The sequence below is a fragment of the Shewanella sp. LC6 genome (assembly GCF_006385735.2).
Lineage (GTDB): Bacteria > Pseudomonadota > Gammaproteobacteria > Enterobacterales > Shewanellaceae > Shewanella > Shewanella xiamenensis.
Genome location: NZ_CP043902.1, coordinates 830,802 through 854,849, shown reverse-complemented (window position 1 = coordinate 854,849; position 24,048 = coordinate 830,802). Strand labels below are relative to the sequence as shown.

26 protein-coding genes are annotated in these 24,048 nt (G+C 46.9%); 15 read left to right on the top strand and 11 right to left on the bottom strand.

Going from position 1 to position 24,048, the window contains the following annotated elements:
• Positions 1-86: 86 nt before the first annotated feature.
• The gene (gene degS / locus FJD32_RS03860; RefSeq protein WP_037427151.1) at positions 87-1,169 is read left to right on the top strand and encodes an outer membrane-stress sensor serine endopeptidase DegS; all 1,083 of its coding nucleotides are present in this window, start codon (positions 87-89) and stop codon (positions 1,167-1,169) included.
• Between the two features lie 433 nt (positions 1,170-1,602).
• Here degS and FJD32_RS03855 read toward each other — a convergent pair whose 3' ends face one another.
• Positions 1,603-2,526 (bottom strand): IS5-like element ISSpu11 family transposase, encoded by a 924-nt coding sequence (locus tag FJD32_RS03855; RefSeq protein WP_069455281.1) that lies wholly within the window; start codon positions 2,524-2,526, stop codon positions 1,603-1,605.
• Between the two features lie 311 nt (positions 2,527-2,837).
• On the opposite strand from FJD32_RS03855, the gene FJD32_RS03850 reads away from it, so the two are divergent.
• The 3 genes from FJD32_RS03850 to FJD32_RS03840 all read left to right on the top strand — a co-directional run bounded on the left by FJD32_RS03850 (position 2,838) and on the right by FJD32_RS03840 (position 6,214).
• Positions 2,838-3,425 (top strand): hypothetical protein, encoded by a 588-nt coding sequence (locus tag FJD32_RS03850; RefSeq protein ID WP_140907774.1) that lies wholly within the window; start codon positions 2,838-2,840, stop codon positions 3,423-3,425.
• Positions 3,426-3,557: 132 nt separating this feature from the next.
• The gene (locus FJD32_RS03845) at positions 3,558-4,211 is read left to right on the top strand and encodes a hypothetical protein (RefSeq protein ID WP_140907775.1); all 654 of its coding nucleotides are present in this window, start codon (positions 3,558-3,560) and stop codon (positions 4,209-4,211) included.
• Between the two features lie 389 nt (positions 4,212-4,600).
• Positions 4,601-6,214: an IS1634-like element ISShes12 family transposase gene (locus tag FJD32_RS03840; protein ID WP_011715680.1), complete on the top strand. Its 1,614-nt coding sequence runs from the start codon at positions 4,601-4,603 to the stop codon at positions 6,212-6,214.
• A gap of 71 nt (positions 6,215-6,285) precedes the next feature.
• Here FJD32_RS03840 and FJD32_RS03835 read toward each other — a convergent pair whose 3' ends face one another.
• The 8 genes from FJD32_RS03835 to mlaF form a co-directional block, all read right to left on the bottom strand.
• Positions 6,286-7,896, bottom strand: coding sequence for an IS1634-like element ISSpu7 family transposase (locus FJD32_RS03835; protein WP_011787758.1), 1,611 nt, complete (start codon positions 7,894-7,896; stop codon positions 6,286-6,288).
• A 228-nt stretch (positions 7,897-8,124) separates the two neighbouring features.
• Positions 8,125-9,384, bottom strand: a complete 1,260-nt coding sequence (gene murA, locus FJD32_RS03830) for a UDP-N-acetylglucosamine 1-carboxyvinyltransferase (RefSeq protein ID WP_037422055.1) — start codon at positions 9,382-9,384, stop codon at positions 8,125-8,127.
• Between the two features lie 12 nt (positions 9,385-9,396).
• Positions 9,397-9,648, bottom strand: coding sequence for a BolA family protein (locus FJD32_RS03825; RefSeq protein ID WP_011621481.1), 252 nt, complete (start codon positions 9,646-9,648; stop codon positions 9,397-9,399).
• 16 nt (positions 9,649-9,664) lie between these two features.
• Positions 9,665-9,949: an STAS domain-containing protein gene (locus FJD32_RS03820; RefSeq protein WP_088586686.1), complete on the bottom strand. Its 285-nt coding sequence runs from the start codon at positions 9,947-9,949 to the stop codon at positions 9,665-9,667.
• Positions 9,950-9,954: 5 nt separating this feature from the next.
• Complete coding sequence (locus FJD32_RS03815; RefSeq protein WP_037427135.1) at positions 9,955-10,608, bottom strand: ABC transporter substrate-binding protein; 654 nt, start codon at positions 10,606-10,608, stop codon at positions 9,955-9,957.
• Positions 10,609-10,619: 11 nt separating this feature from the next.
• Positions 10,620-11,093, bottom strand: coding sequence for an outer membrane lipid asymmetry maintenance protein MlaD (mlaD, locus tag FJD32_RS03810; protein ID WP_037427133.1), 474 nt, complete (start codon positions 11,091-11,093; stop codon positions 10,620-10,622).
• A gap of 54 nt (positions 11,094-11,147) precedes the next feature.
• Complete coding sequence (mlaE, locus tag FJD32_RS03805) at positions 11,148-11,933, bottom strand: lipid asymmetry maintenance ABC transporter permease subunit MlaE (protein ID WP_037422041.1); 786 nt, start codon at positions 11,931-11,933, stop codon at positions 11,148-11,150.
• Positions 11,930-12,748, bottom strand: coding sequence for a phospholipid ABC transporter ATP-binding protein MlaF (gene mlaF / locus FJD32_RS03800; RefSeq protein ID WP_037427130.1), 819 nt, complete (start codon positions 12,746-12,748; stop codon positions 11,930-11,932). The genes mlaE and mlaF overlap by 4 nt, the downstream gene beginning before the upstream one ends.
• 569 nt (positions 12,749-13,317) lie before the next feature.
• Between mlaF and FJD32_RS03795 the strand changes: the two genes are divergently transcribed.
• From FJD32_RS03795 to mgtE, 11 genes are all read left to right on the top strand, one after another.
• Positions 13,318-14,295, top strand: coding sequence for a KpsF/GutQ family sugar-phosphate isomerase (locus FJD32_RS03795; RefSeq protein ID WP_037422034.1), 978 nt, complete (start codon positions 13,318-13,320; stop codon positions 14,293-14,295).
• Entirely contained in the window at positions 14,295-14,846 is a 552-nt protein-coding gene (gene kdsC / locus FJD32_RS03790; RefSeq protein WP_037422031.1) for a 3-deoxy-manno-octulosonate-8-phosphatase KdsC, read from the top strand. The genes FJD32_RS03795 and kdsC overlap by 1 nt, the downstream gene beginning before the upstream one ends.
• Positions 14,843-15,403 (top strand): LPS export ABC transporter periplasmic protein LptC, encoded by a 561-nt coding sequence (lptC, locus tag FJD32_RS03785; RefSeq protein ID WP_055648106.1) that lies wholly within the window; start codon positions 14,843-14,845, stop codon positions 15,401-15,403. The genes kdsC and lptC overlap by 4 nt, the downstream gene beginning before the upstream one ends.
• Entirely contained in the window at positions 15,390-15,941 is a 552-nt protein-coding gene (gene lptA / locus FJD32_RS03780) for a lipopolysaccharide transport periplasmic protein LptA (protein ID WP_037422024.1), read from the top strand. The genes lptC and lptA overlap by 14 nt, the downstream gene beginning before the upstream one ends.
• Positions 15,938-16,669, top strand: coding sequence for an LPS export ABC transporter ATP-binding protein (lptB, locus tag FJD32_RS03775; protein ID WP_037422019.1), 732 nt, complete (start codon positions 15,938-15,940; stop codon positions 16,667-16,669). The genes lptA and lptB overlap by 4 nt, the downstream gene beginning before the upstream one ends.
• A 106-nt stretch (positions 16,670-16,775) precedes the next feature.
• Positions 16,776-18,251, top strand: coding sequence for an RNA polymerase factor sigma-54 (locus FJD32_RS03770; RefSeq protein WP_140907246.1), 1,476 nt, complete (start codon positions 16,776-16,778; stop codon positions 18,249-18,251).
• Positions 18,252-18,279: 28 nt separating this feature from the next.
• Positions 18,280-18,567, top strand: coding sequence for a ribosome hibernation promoting factor (hpf, locus tag FJD32_RS03765; protein ID WP_007650503.1), 288 nt, complete (start codon positions 18,280-18,282; stop codon positions 18,565-18,567).
• Positions 18,568-18,569: 2 nt separating this feature from the next.
• Positions 18,570-19,013 carry a PTS IIA-like nitrogen regulatory protein PtsN gene (ptsN, locus tag FJD32_RS03760; protein WP_037422014.1) on the top strand — a complete coding sequence of 148 codons (444 nt, stop codon included), beginning with the start codon at positions 18,570-18,572 and terminating at the stop codon, positions 19,011-19,013.
• Positions 19,010-19,864 carry an RNase adapter RapZ gene (gene rapZ, locus FJD32_RS03755; RefSeq protein ID WP_037422011.1) on the top strand — a complete coding sequence of 285 codons (855 nt, stop codon included), beginning with the start codon at positions 19,010-19,012 and terminating at the stop codon, positions 19,862-19,864. The genes ptsN and rapZ overlap by 4 nt, the downstream gene beginning before the upstream one ends.
• Positions 19,851-20,126, top strand: a complete 276-nt coding sequence (locus FJD32_RS03750) for an HPr family phosphocarrier protein (protein WP_011627201.1) — start codon at positions 19,851-19,853, stop codon at positions 20,124-20,126. The genes rapZ and FJD32_RS03750 overlap by 14 nt, the downstream gene beginning before the upstream one ends.
• A gap of 189 nt (positions 20,127-20,315) precedes the next feature.
• Complete coding sequence (mgtE, locus tag FJD32_RS03745; RefSeq protein ID WP_037431332.1) at positions 20,316-21,680, top strand: magnesium transporter; 1,365 nt, start codon at positions 20,316-20,318, stop codon at positions 21,678-21,680.
• Between the two features lie 81 nt (positions 21,681-21,761).
• Here mgtE and FJD32_RS03740 read toward each other — a convergent pair whose 3' ends face one another.
• Positions 21,762-22,589: a molybdate ABC transporter substrate-binding protein gene (locus tag FJD32_RS03740; protein WP_140907245.1), complete on the bottom strand. Its 828-nt coding sequence runs from the start codon at positions 22,587-22,589 to the stop codon at positions 21,762-21,764.
• Positions 22,590-22,806: 217 nt separating this feature from the next.
• The gene (locus FJD32_RS03735; RefSeq protein WP_047538704.1) at positions 22,807-23,499 is read right to left on the bottom strand and encodes an OmpA family protein; all 693 of its coding nucleotides are present in this window, start codon (positions 23,497-23,499) and stop codon (positions 22,807-22,809) included.
• Positions 23,500-24,048: the final 549 nt, after the last annotated feature.

The following is a 24,048-nucleotide window of genomic DNA, read 5'->3' as shown; positions in this document are numbered from 1 at the left end:
GGATCAGCATAGGGAACGCGCGTTCCCTATGCTTTAACTTGTTAAACATGTTAATCTAACTCACCTTTTTCAATATTTAGCCTGCCATGACAATAAAAGAAACCCTGTTATATCTCGGTAAAGCCGTGCTTTTCGGCCTTATCATGGCGGCCATGTTTTTATTGGTGACTCACTACTTCGATAATAAGAGTCTTGGCAATTCACTTCTGCAAAACCGCGGTAATAATACAGTTGAACTGTCCTTTGCTAAGGCAGTGCGCCGCGCAGCACCTGCCGTAGTCAATATTTACAGCTTAAGTATCGATCAGAGCCGTCCATTGAATTCTGGCTCACTCCAAGGTTTAGGATCTGGGGTGATCATGAGTAAAGAAGGCTATATTCTCACGAATTATCATGTCATTAAAAAAGCCGATGAAATTGTAGTCGCCCTACAAGATGGCCGCAAATTCACCTCGGAAGTGGTAGGTTTTGATCCCGAAACCGATCTTTCTGTGCTTAAGATCGAAGGCGATAATCTTCCTACTGTGCCAGTCAATCTCGACAGCCCACCACAGGTTGGCGATGTGGTATTAGCCATTGGCAACCCTTATAACCTTGGGCAAACCATTACCCAAGGCATTATCAGCGCCACGGGTCGTAACGGCTTAAGTTCTGGTTATTTAGACTTCTTACAAACAGATGCTGCAATTAACGCCGGTAACTCCGGTGGTGCATTAATTGATACTAACGGTAGCCTGATTGGTATCAACACCGCCGCCTTCCAAGTGGGCGGCGAAGGTGGCGGCCACGGCATTAACTTCGCGATCCCGATTAAACTGGCCCACAGCATTATGGGTAAGCTAATTAAAAATGGTCGTGTGATCCGTGGTGCCTTAGGGATCTCTGGCGAACCGATTAACCCAGTTGTGGCACAAATCCTCAACCTGCCCGATTTACGTGGGGTATTAGTTACTGGTGTCGATCCTAATGGTCCAGCGGCACGAGCGCAGCTACAACCAAGGGATGTAATCATCAAATACGGCGACGAAGATGTGCCTGGGGTCGAAATGCTGATGGATAGAATTGCCGAGACCACACCCGGCAAGAAAATCATGATGACGGTTATTCGCCAAGGTAAACAGCAGGAACTACCCGTTATTATCGATGAAAAAGTCGTCGTCGATAATTAAGCTCTGTAACTAACTTTGTTAATCTCAGAATGAGGCATGTAAAACCTCATTCTGAGTCATCGTCCAAATCACCTATTACCTCCCCCTTAAATGGCAGAGCTATTTATCTCGCACTGCGATTTTTCACTTACTTTTGCCCCAAATTTAGATGAGTTTGTCGTCGGGTGTGTAGGATGAATTGTCATTGTTTCCCCTGTGACACGCCATAAACTCATCCCTGAGGGCTCGACGGCGGCATCCATGCCGCCAACGGTCACAGTTGCAACAATGACAATCTTTACGACCATTGAACTGTTCATCTGGCTAAAAGCTTTTGCCCCCTTTTCGTGTTTCAGCTCGTTATCTCAATCGAAAATACCTACTCTTGTTGCCATACAAGGCTTTGTTTCCTAAATCGATTCAGCGAGCAAAGCTCCTCATAATCGTTTGAATATTAAACTACACGGTAAGTTTCAGGCATGCCTAGCCCAGTGAGTTTGTTCAACGCCTTTATCATCGCGTAAGTTTCTCCTACCTGACCGTTATAATTTCGCAGGCTCAATCTGCCACCAAGTAGTTGCTTCACTCTGTACATTGCTGTTTCTGAGATTGACCGCCGATGATAACCATACCGTTTTTTCCACTGTTTATTTGAACCATGAAGCTGTTGCCAACTGACCGCTAAGTTACGCGGATGACCTTGTTCCCAGAGCGCGGCACCTTCCCTCGGTGGAATGAGTACTAAAGCCCGTTTTCTACGAACGGCATCGTGACAGGCTCTTGTGTCGTAAGCACCATCACCTGAGATATTGCGGATTTTGCGATGGGTTTGCTTGAGCAAATTCGGCATAACTTCAGCGTCAGTGACACCGGATAAACTCAGTTCCGCTGCAATAATTTCATGGCTATGGGTATCGACAGCGATATGCAGCTTACGCCACACGCGGCGCTTGCCATCTGTGCCATGTTTCTTCACTTTCCACTCACCTTCGCCATAAACCTTCAAGCCTGTCGAGTCGATAGCCAAGTGCTCAATGGTGCCACGCGTCTTGGTTTTAAAAGCAATCTTGACGGTTTTAGCGCGTTTGCTGATGCAAGTGTAATGTGGGCACGAAAGCGGAATATCAGCCAGTTTAAACACCGAGTTGATAAAGCCTTGTAACGCTCGTAGTGGCATCGAGAAAACACGTTTAACCATCAGCGCGGTGGTAATGGCTAAGTCGCTAAATACGCGTGGTCGACCTTTCCTTGGTTGCTCGGCCTTAGCTTTCCACTGGGCGATAGCGTCCTCATCAATCCAGAAGGTAAGTGAGCCACGATTGATCAGGGCTTGATTGTATTGCTTCCAGTTGATTGTTTTATATTGAGGTTTTGACACGATTGATGGGCGAGTTGATGGGCTATGTCGATCAGATCACCAGCTATGGTTTTAGTTCAACTGATTTAGGAAACAAAGCCCACTCATTCCATCTACAATAAATAAAACTCTATAAAATCAGGTGAATATAGTAACTGAATTTTAGTTAATAGGTTTGGAAAACGCGCATGCGCGTTTTTCCAGATGGTGTATTTAGCTGAATGCTGATAAGTTCTTTGCATACAGGTAGTTAACTGTGCGCGTTTTCACTGGTCTAACAAGGTAAACGCGCATGCGCACGAATAAAATGTTAGCAATATTTTGGAGTCTCGATGATAGAAAGTAATTTGTCTGGTCTTGATACTATAATCACTGCGTGTGTTGCCGCTTTTGGTGGTTATCTTGGCGCATACTTTAAAAAAGGTGCCGAAATTCAGTCGATGTCAGATAATATAAAGGAGTTAGCGGAGCAACAGAAGAAGATTGCAGAAGCCACAGAACAAGTAAAACAAGATATTGAGCATCAAGTTTGGCGGAAAAAAGAACTTGAATTAGTACGTCGTCAAAAAATGGAAGAGTTTGCAATTTTATGCATGGATTTACCACAACACATTACTGATGAATTTAGTCAAAGATCCCTCGACATTAATGCTGATTACGATAGGCACCATTACAAAAAATTCATGTTTATACAGCGCCTATACTTACCGAACTTCGAAATTGATGTAGATAAGTTAGTTGATATATTAAAGAAATATGATGATTTGGTTACTGAGTTACAAAAGGAAATTAATCCTAATTTGGAGTTTTTACAGAATTATACCCCTAGGTTCCGTGAAATCAGAAATGAATTAGAGTTCCTATCTGCGGATGTAATCTCCAAAGTTAGGGATGAAATTGAAAAAATGGGGCATGCATAAATGTATCAACATTGCTAGCAAGGCATTTAAACGGAACAAAAAAACAGTGGGTTACGCTTCGCTTCGTTGCACATTTTAACCCACTATTTTTGTCCGCTTAATACGGCGTAATAGTAAAAAAGGACAAGCATCTTGCAAGAATTAGATTCGCTGGCAGTTACTCTCTTTGGAGGTTATTCAGTCTTCATGATTGGCCTATCAAGCTTTCTGGGAAAATTGTGGGCAAACAGAATTCAAAATAGTGAAATAGAAAGAACTCAGCATAAAATAACTGAATTAAAGGCTAAGCTTGATAGCCAAATGGCTGTGCAAGCATCTAGGCTTGAGTCGAATGTTCATGTCGGGAAAATCCAGTATGAACGCGAATTTAATAGCTACGAGGAAATTTGGAAAGAAGCATCTTCTCTTTTAAGAAAGATAAAGTTGTTAAAATTACACCTTTCAAACTTCGAATTTTATAAAAAGGAGTTTTTTAGTTTTTGTGATTCAAAGGTTAAATTAGAGGAGCTTGGAAGCTCAAGGTTCCCATTTATTGATGATGGAGTATATTCCGAGATTTGCGAGTGTTGCCAAATAGTGCAATCAAAGTATGCAGCAATTAATGGGTACTTGGATTTCTTGTGTGATAAAGCCAATATGAAAGTCTCGGAAGAAGTATATGCTGAAGTTGAGGCAAGGTTTAATGGGGAGTTGGATGATCTAATAAATCAGTATTATACCGCTACAGTAAATCTAGGTGCGGCAATAAAAGAACGAAATAATAAAATGATAGTCGTTGAGAATTAACTATAACAAAGCAATGAAAATCGCTAGCTTTGCTCACTGAAACCATCAAAAGCTACGCTTTTCGGCCATTTCACTGCGGCGTTACCCATAGAAATTTTAATCCGAAACTGAAGAGTTAGAGTAAAGGGTCTATGACGCTTTTGTCCCAAAGCATGCTGTGTGTTTCTTTAAAACCTGCAGACTACACCGATGCTAAAAGGGAAAGCCATGGTGATTAGCGAGACGACCGTCCGCCCCATGGATGGGGCGGTCGAGCATCCAAGGAAGGACTCGCTGCGAGTCGTCGAGCAAATGCCATGACCCGTCATTCCGCACCTAATTTTCGATTTAAAAAACTTGACGGCGATCGGTCATTCTGATCTATTACTCTCTTTTGCAGGTAATTCATCATGGCCGCTCCCGCTATCTCTATCCGTAACCTCGACCACCTTGGTTTGGTCGCTGCACTTTGCCAAGAACTCGGCATTGCTCGCATGATTGATGCGGTGCTACCCAAAACGCCGCCCTACAAAGTCTCACATGGTGAAGCGTTGGTGGCGATGATACTGAACGGTCTTGGCTTTCATAGTTCGACCTTGCACATGTTCCCGCAATTCTTTGCCAACAAGCCTGTAGAACGCCTGATTGGCCCGGGGATCTGTGCCGATGACCTCAATGATGATGTGCTCGGCCGCTGCCTTGATGCCCTCTTTGAGGCCGATGTCAGCACGCTTTATCAGGTGATGGCGGAGCAGGTCGTTGAACGATTGGGGCTCAAAAGTACTGCAGTACACCTCGATATCACCAGCTTCCACGTCGATGGCGCCTATGACCAAGCCGATGGCGAGCAGCTCGGTAAGTTGCAATTGGTACGGGGCTATAGCCGCGACCATCGGCCAGAGCTAAACCAGGTTATCCTGGAGCTTATCTGTGAAAATCAGGCCGGCCTGCCCATCTACATGCAAGCCTTGAGTGGTAATATTAATGATACCAAGGCCTTTGCCCAGACGGTACGGCGCCACTTGAGCAGTCTCAAGGCCGCGCAGGAGAGTCGTTATCTGGTCGGCGATGCGGCGCTGTATTGCGCCGACACCTTGCAACTACTGGCACAACAGCAACAGTTGTTCGTGACTCGTGTGCCTGTCACCCTCAATGAAGCCAAGCGAGCCGTGGCAACCATTGGCACCCAGTCGCTGGTTGCGCTGGGCAATGGCTATCATGGCTGTTGGCAAAGCGCCAATTATGCCGACGTCGCGCAGCGTTGGTTGCTGGTGCGCAGCGAACAGGCCAGCCACCGTGAGCAGCAAACATTAGCCAAAAACCTACTGAAAGACAGCACGCGTGAACTGAAAGCCTTCAACAAATTATGTGCCCAGCGTTTTGCCTGCGAGACCGATGCGCAGGCTGAATTAGCCCGTTTTGCTGTCAGCTTAAATCTGCTGCAACTAGAAGCAGAAGTCGTGAGTGAACCTATCTATGCAGGGCGCGGAAGGCCCCAAAAGGGTGAAATGCCGGTGAACTACCAATTTCACATCAAGGGGTTAGCCGCAAGTAGCTTGGCGCGGGTGGCTGAGGCGCGCAACCAGACAGGGGTGTTCATCCTCGCGACCAATGATCACAGTGAAACGCTCACCATGGCTGAGCTGTTGGCTACCTATAAAGCCCAGCAGAATGTCGAGCGTGGTTTTAGGTTTCTGAAAAGTCCCGAATTTTTAACCTCCTCGTTATATCTTAAAAAACCGGAACGTATCGAAGCGTTGCTGATGGTGATGACCTGTAGCCTGATGATTTATGCGGCGCTGGAGCACCGGATCCGGCAGGGCTTAGTAGAGCAGAACCGGAGTGTGGCGGACATGAAAAAGAAACCCACGCAAAAACCGACTGCGCGGTGGATTTTTTTACGCTTTGGCGGGGTGCACGAGTACCAGTTGGGAGAGGCGCCACCTCAAGTCACAGGACTCACAGTGGACCAGCAGATCATTCTCGACGTGTTAGGCGAACGGTATCGGCAAATTTATTCCTAAATCAGGTGCGGAAAGTCGGATGACTCATCCATCAACCAGATCCAGCATTTAGCCGACATTCCGCAGCTAATTTAGGAATAAACTACCTCATAGAATCTACCGAGTAATTTGAGTAGTTGTGTTTGGTGATCTTGAAGTCCAGTGATGAACCTTTGGCCGTTAATCTCTAGCGTATCTATGCCTTCGAATTGCAAGAAGACCCAACGTGCCGTCGGTCTGGAGGTCGTCTTGTTCTTTACCATACTTGGGAAGAACGCTTCGGTTTGTGCGAGTTGTTCTCTGATTTTGTGTTCTAAACTAGCGTAAACAAGCAAGCTCAACGTCATTATCATTAGCAACGCTTCAATGCGCTCAGGCTTTTTCAAGAAGATGGAAGAGGTTAAAAACTCAGGGCTTTTTAGAAAACGGAAGCCGCGCTCGACTTTTTGTTGCGATTTGTAATGTGCTAGAAGAGCCGCCATGGTGAGTGCTTCATTGTCGGTGTCATTCGTCGCGAGGATAAACATGCCTACTTTGAGCTTAGCCAGTTTTACTTTTTCTAGGTCGGTGAAGGGGGCGGCTTCGATAAAGTATTGGTATCCTGTCGGTGCTTCATCTGTCTTTGGGCGGCCCGAATGAGAGTAAGTCGGCTGTTTGATGAGAGTGCCTTGTTCAAACCCAAGTAAGTCACATTGTTTCTTGAAATCGTTAAACGCTAATTCTGCGTCAACTTCACAAGCGAATGGTTTTTTACTTAGCTTTTCCAACGCTTTGATTTCTTTTGCTATGTTTTTCTCTAAGTTCTTGAAGAAAGTGATTTCTTCCCGCTTGGTGGCCTGTTCACTGTGAACGAGCAACCAACGTTGATTGACCTTTCCGTAATCCGAGTCTATCCAACATCCTGAGTAGCCATGACCGATAGTGCTTAATTGCTCTGGCTCTAGCGCAAGTAGTGCTTGTTTTGCGAGCTTGATGGTCATGGGGACACGGGTAATGAATTTTTGATTTTGCTCATCTAGCGAGGAGATGCTTTCTTCGGTGTACAAAGCGGCATCAGCGATAAAGTAACGACTATTTTGCGCGGCTTTTAGGCAATGTATGTGTCTTTTAGTGACTTCAGCGAATGCCTTGGCATCATTGGTGTTACCACTCAGTGCTTGCATGTAAACAGGAATACCTGCTTGGTTTTCACAGATGAGTTCAAGCACGACTTGGTTAAGCTCTGGCCTATGATCCCGACTATAACCTCTTACAAGCTTAATCACGTTGGTGTTTTCATCTTGTGCATACTCACCATCAACGTGGAAGCTAGTGATATCAAGATGAACAGAATCGGTCGTCAAGCCCAGTTTATCAACAACACGCTCAGCAATAACCTGATAGAGCGCTGAGACATCGGCTTCGTATAGAGCATCTAATGTGCGGCCTAGTACATCATCAGTCAGGTGGTGTGCTTCAATGTCTTTGGCGAGTAGCTTAGATACAGGCTTGGTCTTAAAAAAGTCCGAGAACATGTGCAGTGTTCTGCTATGAAAGCCAAGTCCATTTAGGAGCATGGCCAATACCGCGTCACCATGAGAAACATTGTGGTCAGAATATTTTGGGATAACGGCATCTATCATCCGTGGCAGGCCAATTTCGTGACAAAAGGCGGCAATGAGACCAAGGTGATCTAAGCGTTTAATAACAGGATGGGTAGACATATTTTGAGACCGTCAAATAGCAGTAATAGATCAAAACTGTCGATCGCGGTCAAGATGGTGTCGTAGTTTTTATGAAAAGCTGATCGCCAGATCACACTATTTAAATTCTGGAATTAGCTGCGGAATGACGGATTTAGATGTCTCTTTCCTTTTTACCTAAATAAATTGCGCTCAATAAAAAACCAGCACTTGGCTGGTTTTTTATTAGGAGCTAGTCCTACGCAAATGTTATTGCACACGCTCTACATGCGCGCCCAATCCTTGGAACTTCTGCTCGATATGCTCATAGCCGCGGTCTAAGTGATAGATGCGATCGACGATGGTTTTACCATCGGCAACTAAGCCTGCAATCACCAAGCTTGCCGACGCACGTAAATCGGTCGCCATTACCTGCGCCCCACTCAAAGACTCAATGCCTTGGATAATACAGGTATTGCCTTCAAGCTCCATGGTCGCGCCCATACGGATAAGTTCTGGCACGTGCATAAAGCGGTTTTCGAAGATGGTTTCGGTAATGGTCGCCGTGCCCTGGGCTAATACGTTGAGCACGCAGAACTGCGCCTGCATATCGGTTGGGAAACCAGGATATGGTGCCGTCTTGATATTTACCGCTTTTGGACGCTTGCCTTCCATATCGAGCTCAATCCAATCTTCACCTGTAGTGATCTTGGCACCCGCATCTTCGAGTTTCGCGATAACAGACTCTAACGAAGCAGGGTCTGCCTTTAAGCAACGGATACGACCACGGGTCACAGCGGCGGCAACAAGGAATGAACCGGTTTCAATACGATCCGGCATCACACGATATTCACAGCCCTGTAGACGTTCAACGCCTTGAATACGCAGTGTGGCACTGCCGACACCGGTGATCTTCGCGCCCATAGCAATCAAACAGTTAGCTAAGTCGATCACTTCTGGTTCACGGGCCGCGTTTTCAATCACGGTTTCGCCATCGGCAAGTGCCGCGGCCATCAATAGGTTTTCGGTCGCGCCTACGCTCACCATGTCCATAAAAATATGGGCGCCCTTTAAGCGACCATCGACACGGGCCTTTATATAACCTTCTTTCACTTCAATCTTAGCGCCCATCATTTCGAGGCCATGTAAGTGAAGGTTTACTGGACGAGCACCAATGGCGCAGCCACCGGGTAATGACACGTCTGCGGTGCCATAACGGGCTAATAACGGGCCAAGGATCAGAATCGAGGCACGCATGGTCTTAACGAGATCGTAAGGTGCGCAGAACTCATTAAGATTCTTGGTCGAAATACGGATTTGACCATTGCCTAATTCATCCACATCGGCGCCTAGGCAGCGCAGCAATTTACAGCTGGTGCTCACATCGCGCAAATTGGGGACATTCGACACAATAAAATCAGTTTCGGCTAACACGCCTGCCATTAGAATCGGCAGCGCAGCGTTTTTGGCACCGGAAATAATCACATCACCAGCAAGCGGAGGGCTTGCTTGAATCGCTAATTTATCCACTTTTCCTCACTACTAGCTGTTGAAAATTTTCTCGCGTTTCCATTGAGTCGGCGTGAAAGTTTTAATCGTTAATGCATGTAACTCACCGCTGGCGATATAGCTCATCAGGGGTGCATAAATGGCTTGTTGTTGTTTTACGCGGCTCATACCGTCAAAACATTCACCCACGGCAATCACTTTGTAGTGGCTGCCATCGGAGCTGGCGTGCACTTCATCGAGTGCTAACGCGTCACGTAAAATCTGTTCTATTAAGCTGCATTCCATGAAATTCGGTACCTTTTCAATTCGCTTCTTCGCTGAAGAAGGATTGTAAATCATATAAATCGATTAATTTTTTTAACTGCTCCGATGCCGAGCACAGCTTCAGTGGCGTGCCATGCTGGCGCACTAACGCCAGCAAAAATGCCACACCAGCACTGTCGCTGTACTCCAACTCAGTGAGCGACAACATTTGGGTATCTTGGCTTAACAGGCTTTGCCTTTGCGGCCATAGCTCGACCACTTGCTCCTGTGATAAACGCCCTTTTAGGTGGCAAATGTTACCCTGTTGCACAAATTCAACCACGGCGCTTACTTCCCTGCTTTAGGCTTTTTAGTCACTTTGTCTTTGGTGCGCTCTTCCAGCATCTTAATCACTGAATCAATCCCCTGTTGGCGGATAAGGTTCGAGATTTCAGATTGCTTAGAGGACAGCAAACTCACGCCTTCAGCGACTAGGTCAAACGCCTTCCAAGAGTCATCCTTGAGGCGACGAACTTTAAACAACAGCTTAATCGGCGGACGACCCGCTTCGATAATCTGTACGTTTACATCGACAATCTTCTCATTGCTGAAATCACTACCAGGCGAAAACTCCACTTTTTGGTTAGTGTATTCGGTAAAAGCTTGGGCATAGGTTGAAACTAAGTAGCCTTCAAAAGCATCGACGAAACGATTGCGCTGATCTTCAGTCGACTCTTTTAAATACTGACCTAACACTTTGTAAGAGGCGTATTTATAGTCGATGTAAGGCATTAATTCTTCACGCACAATCACCTTGAGATGATCCGCATCGGCGTCAATCAACGCCTTGTCTTTGTGGAACCGATCGAAGGTTTTGTTGGCAACAGATTTCACCATGGCATAAGGATCCATAGTGTTAACCTGAGCGTCATCCGCCAGTGCGGTCGTTGCGGTAAACATCCATACTAACGGCAGTAATAAGCGCGATAAGCGTTTAAACATAGCGGTAACCCCTATTTATCCTTTGAACCCATACTATATAAGAACTGACCAATCAGATCTTCTAACACTAATGCTGAGCGAGTATCGTCAATCTTGTCGCCATCCTTAAGCATACTCACGTCATCATCGACAAAGCCCGGTGTTAATCCGAGGAACTGCTCACCGAGCAAACCTGAAGTTAAAATAGCTAAGCTACTGGTTTCAGGAAATTTATCGAAACGCTTGTCCATCACAATCGTCACCACAGCCACCAGTTTGACTGGATCTAAATCAATCTTACTCACGCGGCCAACCACGACGCCGCCAACCTTGACCGGAGAGCGAACCTTCAAGCCACCGATATTGGTGAAGTTGGCGGTGAGGGTATAGCTACTGTCGCTGGTCTGCACTTCAATATTGGCGACTTTAAACACCAACACTAAAAAGGCCGCTAAGCCCGTTAAAAGAAACACACCCACTAATAATTCAATTTTTCGTGTCAACATGCTCAGTTACCACTCTGTTAATCCGTCGATCTGTATCCTTGGCGCTGCAATCCGTTAGCGGCCAAACATCAGGGCTGTTAGTAAAAAGTCCAATGCCAATACGGCGAGGCTCGATTGCACCACAGTTGAAGTAGTTGCACGGCTGATCCCCTCTGGATTAGGGATCACTTGATAACCACGATATAGCGCAATCCAAGTCACCACCACGGCAAAAACACCGCTCTTAATCAGGCAGTTCACTATGTCTTGGCGCCATTCTACCGAGGCTTGCAGAATCGACCAGAAGGCACCACCATCGATCCCCTTCCATTCCACGCCCACTAAATGGCCGCCATAAATACCTACCGCAGTAAACATCAGCGCCAACAACGGCATGCTTATTACACCCGCCCAAAAGCGTGGCGCAATGATTTGCCGCAGTGGGTCAATCGCCATCATCTCTAAGCTGGATAACTGCTCGGTACTCTTCATCAGACCGATTTCGGCGGTGAGTGCCGAACCTGCGCGGCCAGCAAATAACAAGGCTGTAACCACGGGGCCAAGTTCACGCAGTAAACTTAAGGCCACCATCGGGCCTAAACTCTCCTCCGTACCAAACCCGACTAAGATGTTGTAGCCCTGCAGCGCCAATACCATGCCGATAAACAGGCCGGAGACCACAATAATGACCATAGATTGTACGCCGACCACATAGATTTGGCGCACTAATAATGGAAAACCTTTACGCACCCGAGGCCAACGAACAATCGCGCCCCACAGCATCAGGCCTGCACGGCCAAAACCGAGCACTAACTCGATAGCGCTGCGGCCAAGGTCGGCAATACTATCTAATAACTTCACTTGCCAACTCCTTTTGCCAATAATTCTTGCTGGTAATCCTTTGCCGGATAATGGAACGGCACAGGGCCATCTGGCGCACCTTGAATAAACTGCTTGAGCTGCGGATTATCCGCATGCTTTAACTCCTCAGGCGTGCCATGGGCAATAACTTTTTTATCTGCAACCACATACACATAATCTGCAATCCCGAGCACTTCATCCACATCGTGGGACACCACAACCGAGGTTAAATTAAGAGCATCGGAAAGTTCGCGGATAAGCTTAACCAGCACGCCCATAGAAATAGGGTCTTGTCCGGCAAAGGGTTCATCGTACATGACCATTTCTGGCTCAAGGGCGATCGCCCGAGCAAGCGCGGCGCGGCGCTGCATCCCACCGGATAACTCGCTGGGCATCATTTGCGCGGCGCCCCGTAGACCAACGGCCTCAAGTTTCATCAGCACGATAGTCCGAATAATCTCTTCGGGCAGGCCTGAATGTTCACGTAGCGCAAAGGCAACGTTATCGAATACGTTAATATCGGTGAATAATGCGCCACTTTGAAACAACATACTCATGCGCTTGCGCAGTTCGAATAATTCGCTACGGCTCGCCGCATGCACATCCTGTCCATCGAACAACACTTGGCCGCTATCGGGCGTTAATTGGCCGCCGATAAGCTTGAGCAAGGTGGTCTTACCTATACCACTCGGTCCCATAATGGCGGTGACTTTGCCCCTAGGGATAGACAGGCTAATATCTTCATATATGACACGCTGGCCACGGCGAAAGCCCAAATGACGGATCTCAACCAACGGCGTTTGTTCTTGAGTCATGCTTGATTCCGATATTTGAAAAGAGGTGGCCTACGCTTCCTGCCCAGACCAATCGAAGAGCCGCAAATTGTACGTAATTGCGCTTTAACCTACAACAGAATCGACACTATCGTCCTGCGATACTTTCAATTTGCCTCATTTCCAGCGAGAATGCGCCCTAAGTTTTCGCTCTGTGAAGCTAAAGTGTTACTTAATGTTTTCAGCAGTGTTGATAAATTAGCAAAATGGTTTTGTAAACGGTCAAGACATAAGCTAATTGATACAAAGATAATGTGAGTACAACTTAACTTAAAAACGCTATTGAGTTCTGCAATTAAGCATCAAACTGGCCATCATAGTTACCTTACTCACTGCGGGTGGCAAAAGGGAAATACCAAAGACGATGATATTGCTCAAGGCATTCAATGGCTAAACGATATATTCTGCCCTAATGCCTAGGCGCAGAGCTTAAACAATAGCATGCGACTCAAAGTAACAAGCCGTTAATTTTATCATCTTTATCGCGTACCAAATTGTGCTATTCCAATCCCAGACGGGGCGACAAAGACAATGCAAGAAGAGAGATAGACATGGTAGACCAATCACAATTGCGCCAGTGGGGCTGTAAAGTCATCGATATTGAAAAATCGGCCCTCGACAATCTTTATCAATATGTCGATTCCGTTGAATTCGCCCAAGCCTGCGAGTTAATCCTCAACTGCACCGGCAAAGTCATCGTGATGGGGATGGGGAAATCTGGCCATATTGGTAATAAAATCTCTGCTACCCTCGCCAGCACTGGCACCCCAGCCTTCTTTGTGCATCCTGGCGAAGCCAGCCATGGCGACTTAGGCGTACTCTCTGATAATGATATTATCCTCGCCATTTCGAACTCGGGTGAATCGAGCGAAATCCTCGCACTGATGCCTGTTATCCAACGTAAAGCCATTCCCGTGATTGCTATGACTGGCAAACCGGAGTCCACGATGGCACGTTTGGCCAAAATTCATTTATGTATTGAAGTGCCTGAAGAAGCCTGTCCGCTCGGGCTTGCGCCAACCTCGAGCACCACCGCAACCTTAGTGATGGGTGATGCGATGGCCATTGCGCTGCTGCAAGCCAAAGGCTTTACTCGGGAAGACTTTGCCATGTCTCACCCAGGCGGTGCCCTAGGGCGTAAGCTACTGTTAAAAGTCAGTAATGTCATGCATAGCGGCGATGACTTGCCACTCGTCAAACACGATATCTGTATTACCGATGCCCTGTATGAAATCTCCAAGAAGGGCCTAGGCATGACGGCGGTGATCGATGAACAAAACAAACTCGTGGGTATTTTTACCGACGGCGACCTACGCCGCGTTATCGATGCCCAAGTCAACCTACGCACCACGCCTATCGCCGATGTGATGACGCGAAACTGTGTCACAATTACTGAAAACGTCTTGGCAGCACAGGCGCTGCAAGTGATGGACTCAAAAAATATCAACGGCCTGATAGTGATAGATAAAGACAATCATCCTGTCGGTGCGCTCAATATGCTCGATATGGTTAAAGCGGGAGTCATTTAATGCCACAGCAAGGATTTTACGGCCCGATCAGCGATGATGTGTGGCAAAGAGCGCAAAAAATTAAACTGCTGATCTGCGATGTGGATGGGGTATTTTCTGACGGCCGCATTTATTTAAGCAACTCGGGTGAGGAGCTCAAAGCCTTCCATACCCGCGATGGTTATGGAGTGCGCTCTTTATTGACCAGTGGCTTTAATCTGGCCGTGATAACAGGCCGCCAGTCTAAAATTGTTGAAAACCGCATGACGGCCCTCGGTGTAACCCATATTTATCAAGGTGTGGATAATAAATTTGTCCCCTATGAAGAACTGCTGTCGCTCTACAATGTCACACCAGAAGAAGTTGCCTATATCGGTGATGATATTGTCGACCTGCCAGTGATGAATGTCGTCGGTCTTGCCGTCTGTGTCGCCGATGGACATCCCTATGTGCGCCAACACGCCCATTTTGTGACCCAGTTAAATGGTGGTCATGGTGCGCTCAGAGAGCTGACAGATCTGTTACTTCTGAGTCAAAACAAATTTACCTCAGCCCATGGGATGAGCATATGAGTCGTGTGACCCTCGCCATTATTGCTTTTTTTGGTACTGCACTAGTGCTGTATTGGCAGGTCCAACAAAAACGCGGTGGCGATACCGATAGCAGCCTGAACGATACAAACAGACCCGACTACATTATCGAAGATCTGCGCAGCATCGAGTTTAACGAGCAAGGACAAGTCAATAGTCGCGTCACGGCAAAGCACATGGAACACTATGAGCTTAAAAACCAAACCGACTTTATTCAGCCTGTCTATCTTGTGTATCCCGACCAAGGTAAAGCAAAATGGCAGATCAGAGCCGATCAAGGTCGACTCAACAAAGATACTGGCAAGGTTGTATTAGAAAATAATGTTATTATCGATGCCATCAGCCCTGGTGAACCGATACAAACCTTGTCCACCAGTTTTTTAGAACTCGATCTCAACACAATGATAATGACCTCTGACCGCATCATTTACGTCACAGGGAAAGATTTTAATATTCAAGGGCAAGGCCTTTATGCCGACCTTAACGCGCAGGAAGTGCAATTGACCAGTCAGGTAGTAGGAACCTATGAAGCAAAATAACATATTACTTGCCAGCCTAATGCTAATGATAAGCATGAATGCCTTCGCCAAGATCGGTGACTTACAGCAAGAAGTGAAAATTAAAGCCGTCAGTCAAACTGCGGACATTAAAAACAATCAGATCATTTTCTTCGGTCCCGTTGAAGTTGTTCAAGGCTCAATTAAAATCCATGCGGATCAACTCCGTGCATTTTCTGTCGAAGGCGAAAATAGTAAAGTCTTACTGGCTACAGGAAATCCAGCAACCTACAGCCAAATCCTTGATGATGGCCGCCCTGCATCTGCTAGCGCCAAAGAGATTCGCTATGAAATGGCCACTCGGACGTTGACCCTAACTGGTACAGCGACCCTAGACCAAGCGGGTAGTCAAGTTACAGGCAATTTAATTCGTTACGATATTATTCAGCAAAAACTGATCGCCGAAAGTAGCGGCAATGGTGATGATCGCGTAATTACCATTATTCAACCTGATAATTATCAGGAAGAACTCAAAAATACACCAACAGATAAACCTGTGAAAAAACAGGATTCTAAATGACCCAAATCACCTTAAAAGCACAGAATCTCGCCAAGAGTTATAAAAGCCGCCAGGTTGTCAAAGATGTCAGCCTGACAGTAAAAACGGGTCAAGTCGTCGGTCTACTCGGCCCTAACGGTGCGGGTAAAACCACCACCTTTTACATGGTCGTGGGCTTAGTTAAAAGCGATAAAGGCCATATCTTTATCGACGATGATGATTTAACCGCCGATCCTATGCATCTGCGTGCCCGCAAAGGTATTGGTTACCTACCACAGGAAGCGAGTATCTTTCGTAAATTAACCGTACACGACAACATCATGGCGGTACTGCAAACCCGTAAAGAGCTCAATAGTGACCAGCGCGAAGAAGCACTAGAGCAACTGCTAGAAGAGTTCCATATCACCCATATTCGTGACAGCCAAGGCATGTCCTTATCGGGCGGTGAACGTCGCCGCGTCGAAATTGCCCGCGCCTTAGCGGCCAACCCCAAGTTTATTCTGCTTGATGAGCCCTTTGCGGGCGTTGATCCGATCTCCGTTATCGATATCAAGAAAATTATCGAGCAGCTTAAGAGCCGAGGCCTTGGTGTACTGATCACTGACCACAATGTGCGCGAGACCTTAGACGTCTGTGAACATGCTTACATTGTGAGTCACGGTAATCTTATTGCCGAGGGCACACCCGCAGAGATCTTAGACAATCAGCAAGTTAGGGCTGTGTACTTAGGTGAACAATTCAGGCTATAGTTACTAAAACAAAGCTAATAAGCCTTGAATTTGAGAGCGCTAGGCTCCATCCATATGATATCAAGCGACCTAAACTCACAATAATAACCTAGGGATCAGCGGTAACATGAAAGCGTCACTCCAGCTCAAACTGGGTCAACAGTTAACCATGACGCCACAACTTCAGCAGGCCATTCGCCTGCTGCAACTGTCGTCATTGGAACTGCAACAAGAAATCCAGCAAGCCTTAGACTCTAATCCTCTTCTCGAGCTGGAAGAGGAGCAATTTGACGCGCCTAGCGAACGTAAGCAAGATATCGCCGATACCGACTTTAGCGAAACGACAGCCCAACCACAGGAACAAGATAATTCCACCGTGGACATTGCCGAGTCGCTGACCAAAGAATCTCTGCCCGAAGAGTTACCCATGGATACCACTTGGGATGAAGTCTTTACCGCATCGCCAAACTCAGGTTCTGGCGCTAGCCGTGAAGATGACATGCCCTTCCAAGGGGAAACTAGCGAGGGGTTGTACGAACATTTAGAATGGCAAAAAAACCTCACGCCCTTCTCTGAAACCGATTTAGCCATTGCCACCGCGATTATTGATGCCATCGACGATCAAGGTTATCTCACTCAAAGCACTGAAGATATCCTCGAAGCCATGGGCAATCCCGAGATTGAACTCGACGAAGTTGAAGCCGTGCTCAAGCGTATTCAACACTTCGACCCCGTTGGTGTCGCGGCAAGGGATTTAAGCGAATGTCTGCTTATTCAACTCTCCCACTTCTCGCCGGATACTCCACACCTCGAAAACGCCCGCATGTTGATCAAAGATCATTTAGATCTGATCGCCGCTCGCGACTTTAGGCTGTTAATGCGTAAGACCAAACTGAAAGAGGACGAGTTAAGGGACAGTATTGCGCTGATCCAAACCTTAAATCCTCGCCCCGGTTTACTCATCACCCCTGTCGATGAAGAATATGTGATCCCCGATGTATCGGTGTCGAAGAAAAACGGCCGTTGGGTGGTCGAATTAAACCCTGACTGCATGCCAAAAATCAACGTAAATCAGCAATATGCAGCAATGGCCCGAAGTTCAAAAAATCAAGCTGATAGCCAATTTATTCGTGGCCATCTGCAAGAGGCTAAATGGTTTATCAAAAGCCTTGAAAGCCGCAACGAAACACTGCTCAAGGTGGCAAACTGCATAGTGCAATACCAACAGGGTTTCTTCGAATATGGCGAAGAAGCCATGAAACCTATGGTCCTTAACGATATCGCCGAAGCGGTAGAAATGCATGAGTCCACCATTTCACGGGTGACGACTCAAAAATACATGCATACCCCAAAAGGACTTTTTGAACTAAAATATTTCTTCTCAAGCCACGTCGGGACGGATGATGGCGGTGAGTGCTCATCCACAGCAATCAGAGCTTTCATTAAGAAACTGGTTGCAGCGGAAAACCAGAAAAAACCATTAAGCGACAGCAAGATGGCTCAACTTCTGGCAGAACAGGGAATTAACGTTGCGCGCAGAACCATTGCGAAGTACCGAGAAGCGATGCTTATTCCCCCTTCCAATCAGCGTAAAAGTTTATAGCCTATTGTGAGTATCGGAGGACGTTTCTATGCAAATAAACCTAAGTGGACACCATATCGAGATTACTGAATCGTTACGGGCATATGTTGAGGAAAAGTTTTCAAAACTTGAACGTCATTTCGAACAGATCAATAATGTGCACGTTGTGCTCAATGTTGAGAAAATGCAACAGATTGCCGAAGCGAGAATCAACCTCACCGGTGGTGAAGTCTTCGCGACTTCAGAGCATGCAGATATGTATGCTGCCATAGACGTCCTGATTGATAAACTTGATCGTCAGGTTATTAAACACAAAGAGAAGTTAACAAAACACTAGCAATGGAACTTCGTACCATACTGCGGCCGGAGTGCACAACCTGCGCCACTCCGGGCAGTAAGAAAAAGGTACTGGAACTCATCAGCGACTTAGCCGCTGCCCAGTACCCCACCCTCTCATCTCAAGAGATCTTCGAAAGCCTCGTGGCGCGCGAAAAGATGGGTAGCACAGGTATAGGTAACGGTATCGCCATTCCACATGGTCGATTAACCGATATAACACAACCCATAGCGATATTGATAAAATGTGAGGAGCCGATAGCCTTTGATGCTATCGATAAACAACCCGTCGATATTTTATTTGCACTACTCGTGCCTGCCGACCAATGTCAGCAGCACCTAAGTACCTTGTCATGCATGGCTGAAAAGCTCAGTGACAAGCAAATATTAAAACAATTGCGCAAGACGCATGATGAAACGGAACTCTATCAGGTAATCATTGGATGAAACTGGTCATAGTGTCAGGGCGTTCAGGCTCAGGCAAATCGGTCGCACTTAGAGTGCTTGAAGATCTCGGCTACTATTGTGTCGATAATTTGCCTTTGCCTTTGATTGGCAGTTTGCTTGAACAGCTCAAAGGCAGTAACGATCTCGTTGCTATCAGTGTTGACGTGCGCAATTTACCAGAGCAAGACAAAGTGCTGGTTAAACAGCTTGCCAGCCTGCCTACGGGCACTGAACTCACCAGCTTCTTCTTAAACTCCAGCGATAAAGTGCTGCTAAAACGCTATAGCGAAACGCGGCGCTTACATCCCTTATCTAAGAGCCGAGTGTCACTGCAAGAAGCCATCAAACTTGAAGGCAAATTGCTGGAGCCGCTGTCACAGCAGATGGATCACTATATAGATACCTCGAATCTGAATATCTATGAACTCAGCGACCAAGTGCGGCAAATACTCCTTGGCAGTGTCGATAAGGAACTGGTGATCAACTTCGAGTCTTTCGGTTTTAAGCATGGTATGCCGACCGAAGCTGACTTTATGTTTGATGTGCGCTTTTTGCCAAATCCCCATTGGGAACCGGAGCTTAGACCTCTCACCGGTTTAGATGAACCCGTAGCGGAGTTTTTAAATCGCCAGCCACTGGTGAATAAGTTCATCTGGCAAATCGAGAATTTGCTCGAAACCTGGTTGCCGCATTTAGAGCGCAATAATCGTAGCTATCTGACGATTGCGATTGGTTGCACAGGTGGCCAACACCGCTCAGTCTATGTAGCCGAGCAACTAGCTAAACGTTTTAGTAATGGCAAACATAAAGTCAATGCGCGCCATCGAGAGTTGAGCCATGCCAAAACTTGAGCGCCAAGTCACCATCTGCAATAAACTCGGCTTACATGCCCGTGCCGCCACAAAGCTCGTGGTATTGGCCTCTGAGTTTGATGCCAGCATTACGCTGATCCAAGGTGAAAAACAGGCCTCTGCCGCCAGTGTATTGGGTCTACTCATGCTCGAGACGGGCATGGGTAAAACCATCACCCTCATCGCCGAAGGCCCGGATGCCGAGCCTGCACTTAATGCCATTTGTGCCCTTATCGACGCTAAGTTTGACGAAGCCTGCTGATGGTATCATCTCGATGATCCCTGCCGGTATTCAGTATCCTGTTTGGTTTTGATTTCAGCACCTTATACCAGTAAAACACATTTGTGACTCGACGCCCTCCCGTGCGCTAAATTACAATGTACTGCTGCGCTTTGGCTTAAGTCCTCAATAGCTAAACGCCAACCCATCCACCGCCGCCATGGAGGAAACATGCCTGTAGAAGCCTCAGACAGTTTACAAGCCGAACACCGCCTCGACCAACTGAGTCAAGCCCTCAACAGTGGTATGTTTGTGCATGTCAGGCAAATGCTACAAAATATGGCGCCGTCAGATATCGCATTGATTTTAGAATCGTCACCTCCCAAAGCTCGGCAAGTGTTATGGCAACTCGTCGATCAAGATCAGCTCGGGGATATTCTCGATGAACTCAGCGAAGAGTTAAAAGACCCGCTGATCAGCACCATGAGTCCAGAGCGAGTCGCCAAGGCTACCGCCAGCATGGATACGGACGATCTGGCTTATATTCTGCGAAGCCTGCCAGATACTGTGTATAAACAAGTATTACAGTCGATGAGTCTGCAAAACCGCCAGCGAGTCGAGCAAGCGCTCTCTTATCCCGATGAGACCGCAGGCAGCTTAATGAACACCGACACAGTAACCTTAAGACCCGATGTCAATATCGATGTGGTACTGCGTTATTTGCGCCAACGGGGCAACCTGCCCGACACTACCGATACTTTATACGTGGTGGATAAACACGATCGCGTGCTTGGTGGGGTCAAACTTGCGGATCTGCTCACCTGCGATCCCAATACTCATATCAGCAGCATTATCGATACCGATATCGAGAGCATTCCCGTGGGCATGTCCGACAGTGAAGTGGCACAACTGTTCGAGCGCCATGACTGGGTGTCAGCGCCCGTGGTCGATAGTGAGGGCAAGTTGCTCGGCCGGATCACCATCGATGACGTGGTGGATGTTATCCGTGAAGACGCCGAGCACTCTATGATGGGGATGGCGGGGATGGACGATGATGAAGACACCTTCGCCCCAGTACTCAAAAGTACCTTCCGCCGTTCGCTCTGGCTCACTATCAACCTATTTGCGGCTCTGCTGGCGGCCTCTGTCAGCAATATGTTTGAGGGCACTATTGAACAGTTTGCCACGATTGCGATTTTAATGACGATTGTACCGAGCATGGGCGGCGTCGCAGGTAATCAAACCTTGGCCCTAGTAATCCGCGGGATAGCCCTAGGCCATATTGGCCAAAGTAATGCCCGCTGGCTGATAGGCAAAGAGCTCGCGATTGGCTTTTTGAATGGCTTAATGTGGTCGATGTTAGTGTTTATCGCGGTATTAGTTTGGAAAGATGATATGGCGCTTGCCAGCCTGATTGGCGGTGCAATGCTCATCAATATGACAGTCGCAGGACTAGCAGGCGCCAGTATTCCGCTGATCTTAAAGCGCTTAAAAGTAGATCCGGCGTTGGCGGGCGGTATGGTGCTCACCACAGTCACCGATGTGATAGGTCTGTTTGCCTTTCTCGGATTAGCGACGTTGTATTTAATGCACTAGCACTAGCACTGGCCTAAGCCTTGCTAAAGCGAGCAACAAAAATGGCGCATTTAGCGCCATTTTTAATGAGTCCATTAGACATTATTTTTTAGGCGGCTGAAAACCATAACTGCTCAAAATAGCCTGTCCCTCTGGGGATAAAATAAACTCGGCCAGAGGTGCGGCTGCACTATTGGCATCCTTTAACACCAATAGGCCATAGTCGGCACCAACGGCTAACTCTGGCGGTAAATCGACAATCTTAAGGCTAGGCACTTCTTTTTGTGCCAGCACCGCATTGATGCAATAGGTTAAGAACACATCCGCCTGCTTATTTTCCATCACCCAAGCATAGGGATTACGATCCTTGGGCGGTTTAGCACTCTCAGGCCCACCCGTTAGCTGCATGGCTTTGGTTTCTAATGTAGTTTTTGCATTAGCTTTTAAGGCCTCGGCTTTCGCAAAGACTGCCCAAGCGTAGTCGCCAGCGGGATCGGCTTTTGGCGTCGAAGTCCCGAGTTTAGTTTGCGGCGCGAGCAGGGTATCTAATAAGTTCGCGCTAGTGAGTGGCACTTCCGCTTGAGCAATGGCGCAGAGCTGGTTACGGGCAAACATTTGCACCTGTAGACTCACTCCCGCATCGACTAAGGCCTGTGGGTGTTTCATATTCGCCGAGGCAAAAATATCAACTCGCTCCCCCTCTTGGATCCGCTTAAGCAATAAACCCGAAGGCGCATACTGCGCTGCCACATTAGCTTGGGATTTCGCTTGGTAAGCCGCAATAATATCGTTCATCGCCGCCTTTAAACTGCCCGCGGCTCTTAGTTCAATAGGGGCTGTCGCCTCAGTGTTTATTGGCGCACCTTGTACCATCCCTGCCATCACTGTAGTCCCTAAACTGAATGCCAGTACTAAGCCCTGTTTTGCCATAATTGCTCTCCTTTGGCTCTGCGAAATAGTTATCCTAATTTAACTAACTACATACAAAACGGGAAAATACCGGCAGGATCAAGTCGAATACTCGCCTGATAAGCCCCAATAGAGATGATTGCGGACAAGATCACTGAAGATAGATAACGGAAGGACAATTTGTCCCTTACGATAAAATAAAAAGTCGCCCGCAGGCGACTTTAACCTTGATGAATGATTATTGACCCGTTGGGGTCAACACTATCTCCACACGACGGTTTTGCGCGCGTCCCTCGGCACTCGCATTGGATGCGATTGGGCTCGATTCACCCATTCCCTTAGACTTTACGCGAGCAGCAGCCACGCCTTTACTCATCAAGTAGTTCCCTACTTCGCTGGCTCGTACCTGTGATAAACGTAAATTGTATGAATCTGAGCCACTGCTGTCGGTATAACCCAACACGTTAAGTTGGGTCTTACTATACTCCTTCGCCACTAGCGCAACAGAGTTCAGTACCCGCTTAGCACCCTCACTCAGCTCGGTTTGATCCACACCAAAAGTCACTTCATTTGGCATATTAAGAATAATATTGTCACCACTGCGAGTTACGCTAACTCCCGTGGAAGCGAGTTGTTGGCGTAATTTGGTTTCTTGTACGTCCATATAGTAGCCAATACCACCTCCTAGGGCGGCGCCAGAGGCTGCACCAATTAAAGCTCCTTTACCGCGGTCACTCTTACTTGACGAGGCTACACCAACGGCAGCTCCAGCAACGGCACCAATTAGCGCCCCCGTAGTCGCTTTTGCCGTTTGTTGTTCGTTGGTATAGGGGTTGACAGTCGAACAGCCTGAGGCAATCAAGGCGCTAGCCATAACCACAATAGCAAGCTTAGATGCTGGCAATGATTTAATCAGAGAAGGCTTCATCATTATGACCTCATAACATGATTGATGAGATTTGCCTTTGAAAGGCAAAGGGCGTGGTAAATCGCCAAAAACACCATGAAAAATCGCAGTATATAAGCATTCTCTATCGAGACAATCTTTAATCGTTTCTTTGCTCAGTTTATGAGTAATTTAATCGCAAAAAACACCAAACCAAAACATCTTTGGCTTATTCATGCAACATTTAGAGTAAAAGCACTGAAATAGTGCAAGCTGCACCGTTTCTGACATAACTTCTAAAACCAATCGTTTGAAACATAAATTCAATTAATTGATTTTAAACATTAATTTATATATTAAAAAATTGGCACGGATTTTACATACTAATAAATAGGTAGAAGAGTAGAGACCCCAAGCGTAACTCACTCGATACCTAAGTAAGCTGTTTGACATCAATGGACGTTAATCTAAGTGCCCGTTGTGAGGCATGTTAATCGAAGCACAATCCCTAAGTGGATTGAGGAGGAAGAGATGAAACATCTGATGAAACTTATTAGTCATTATCACCACGAATGGTTGTCCCTGCGCCATATA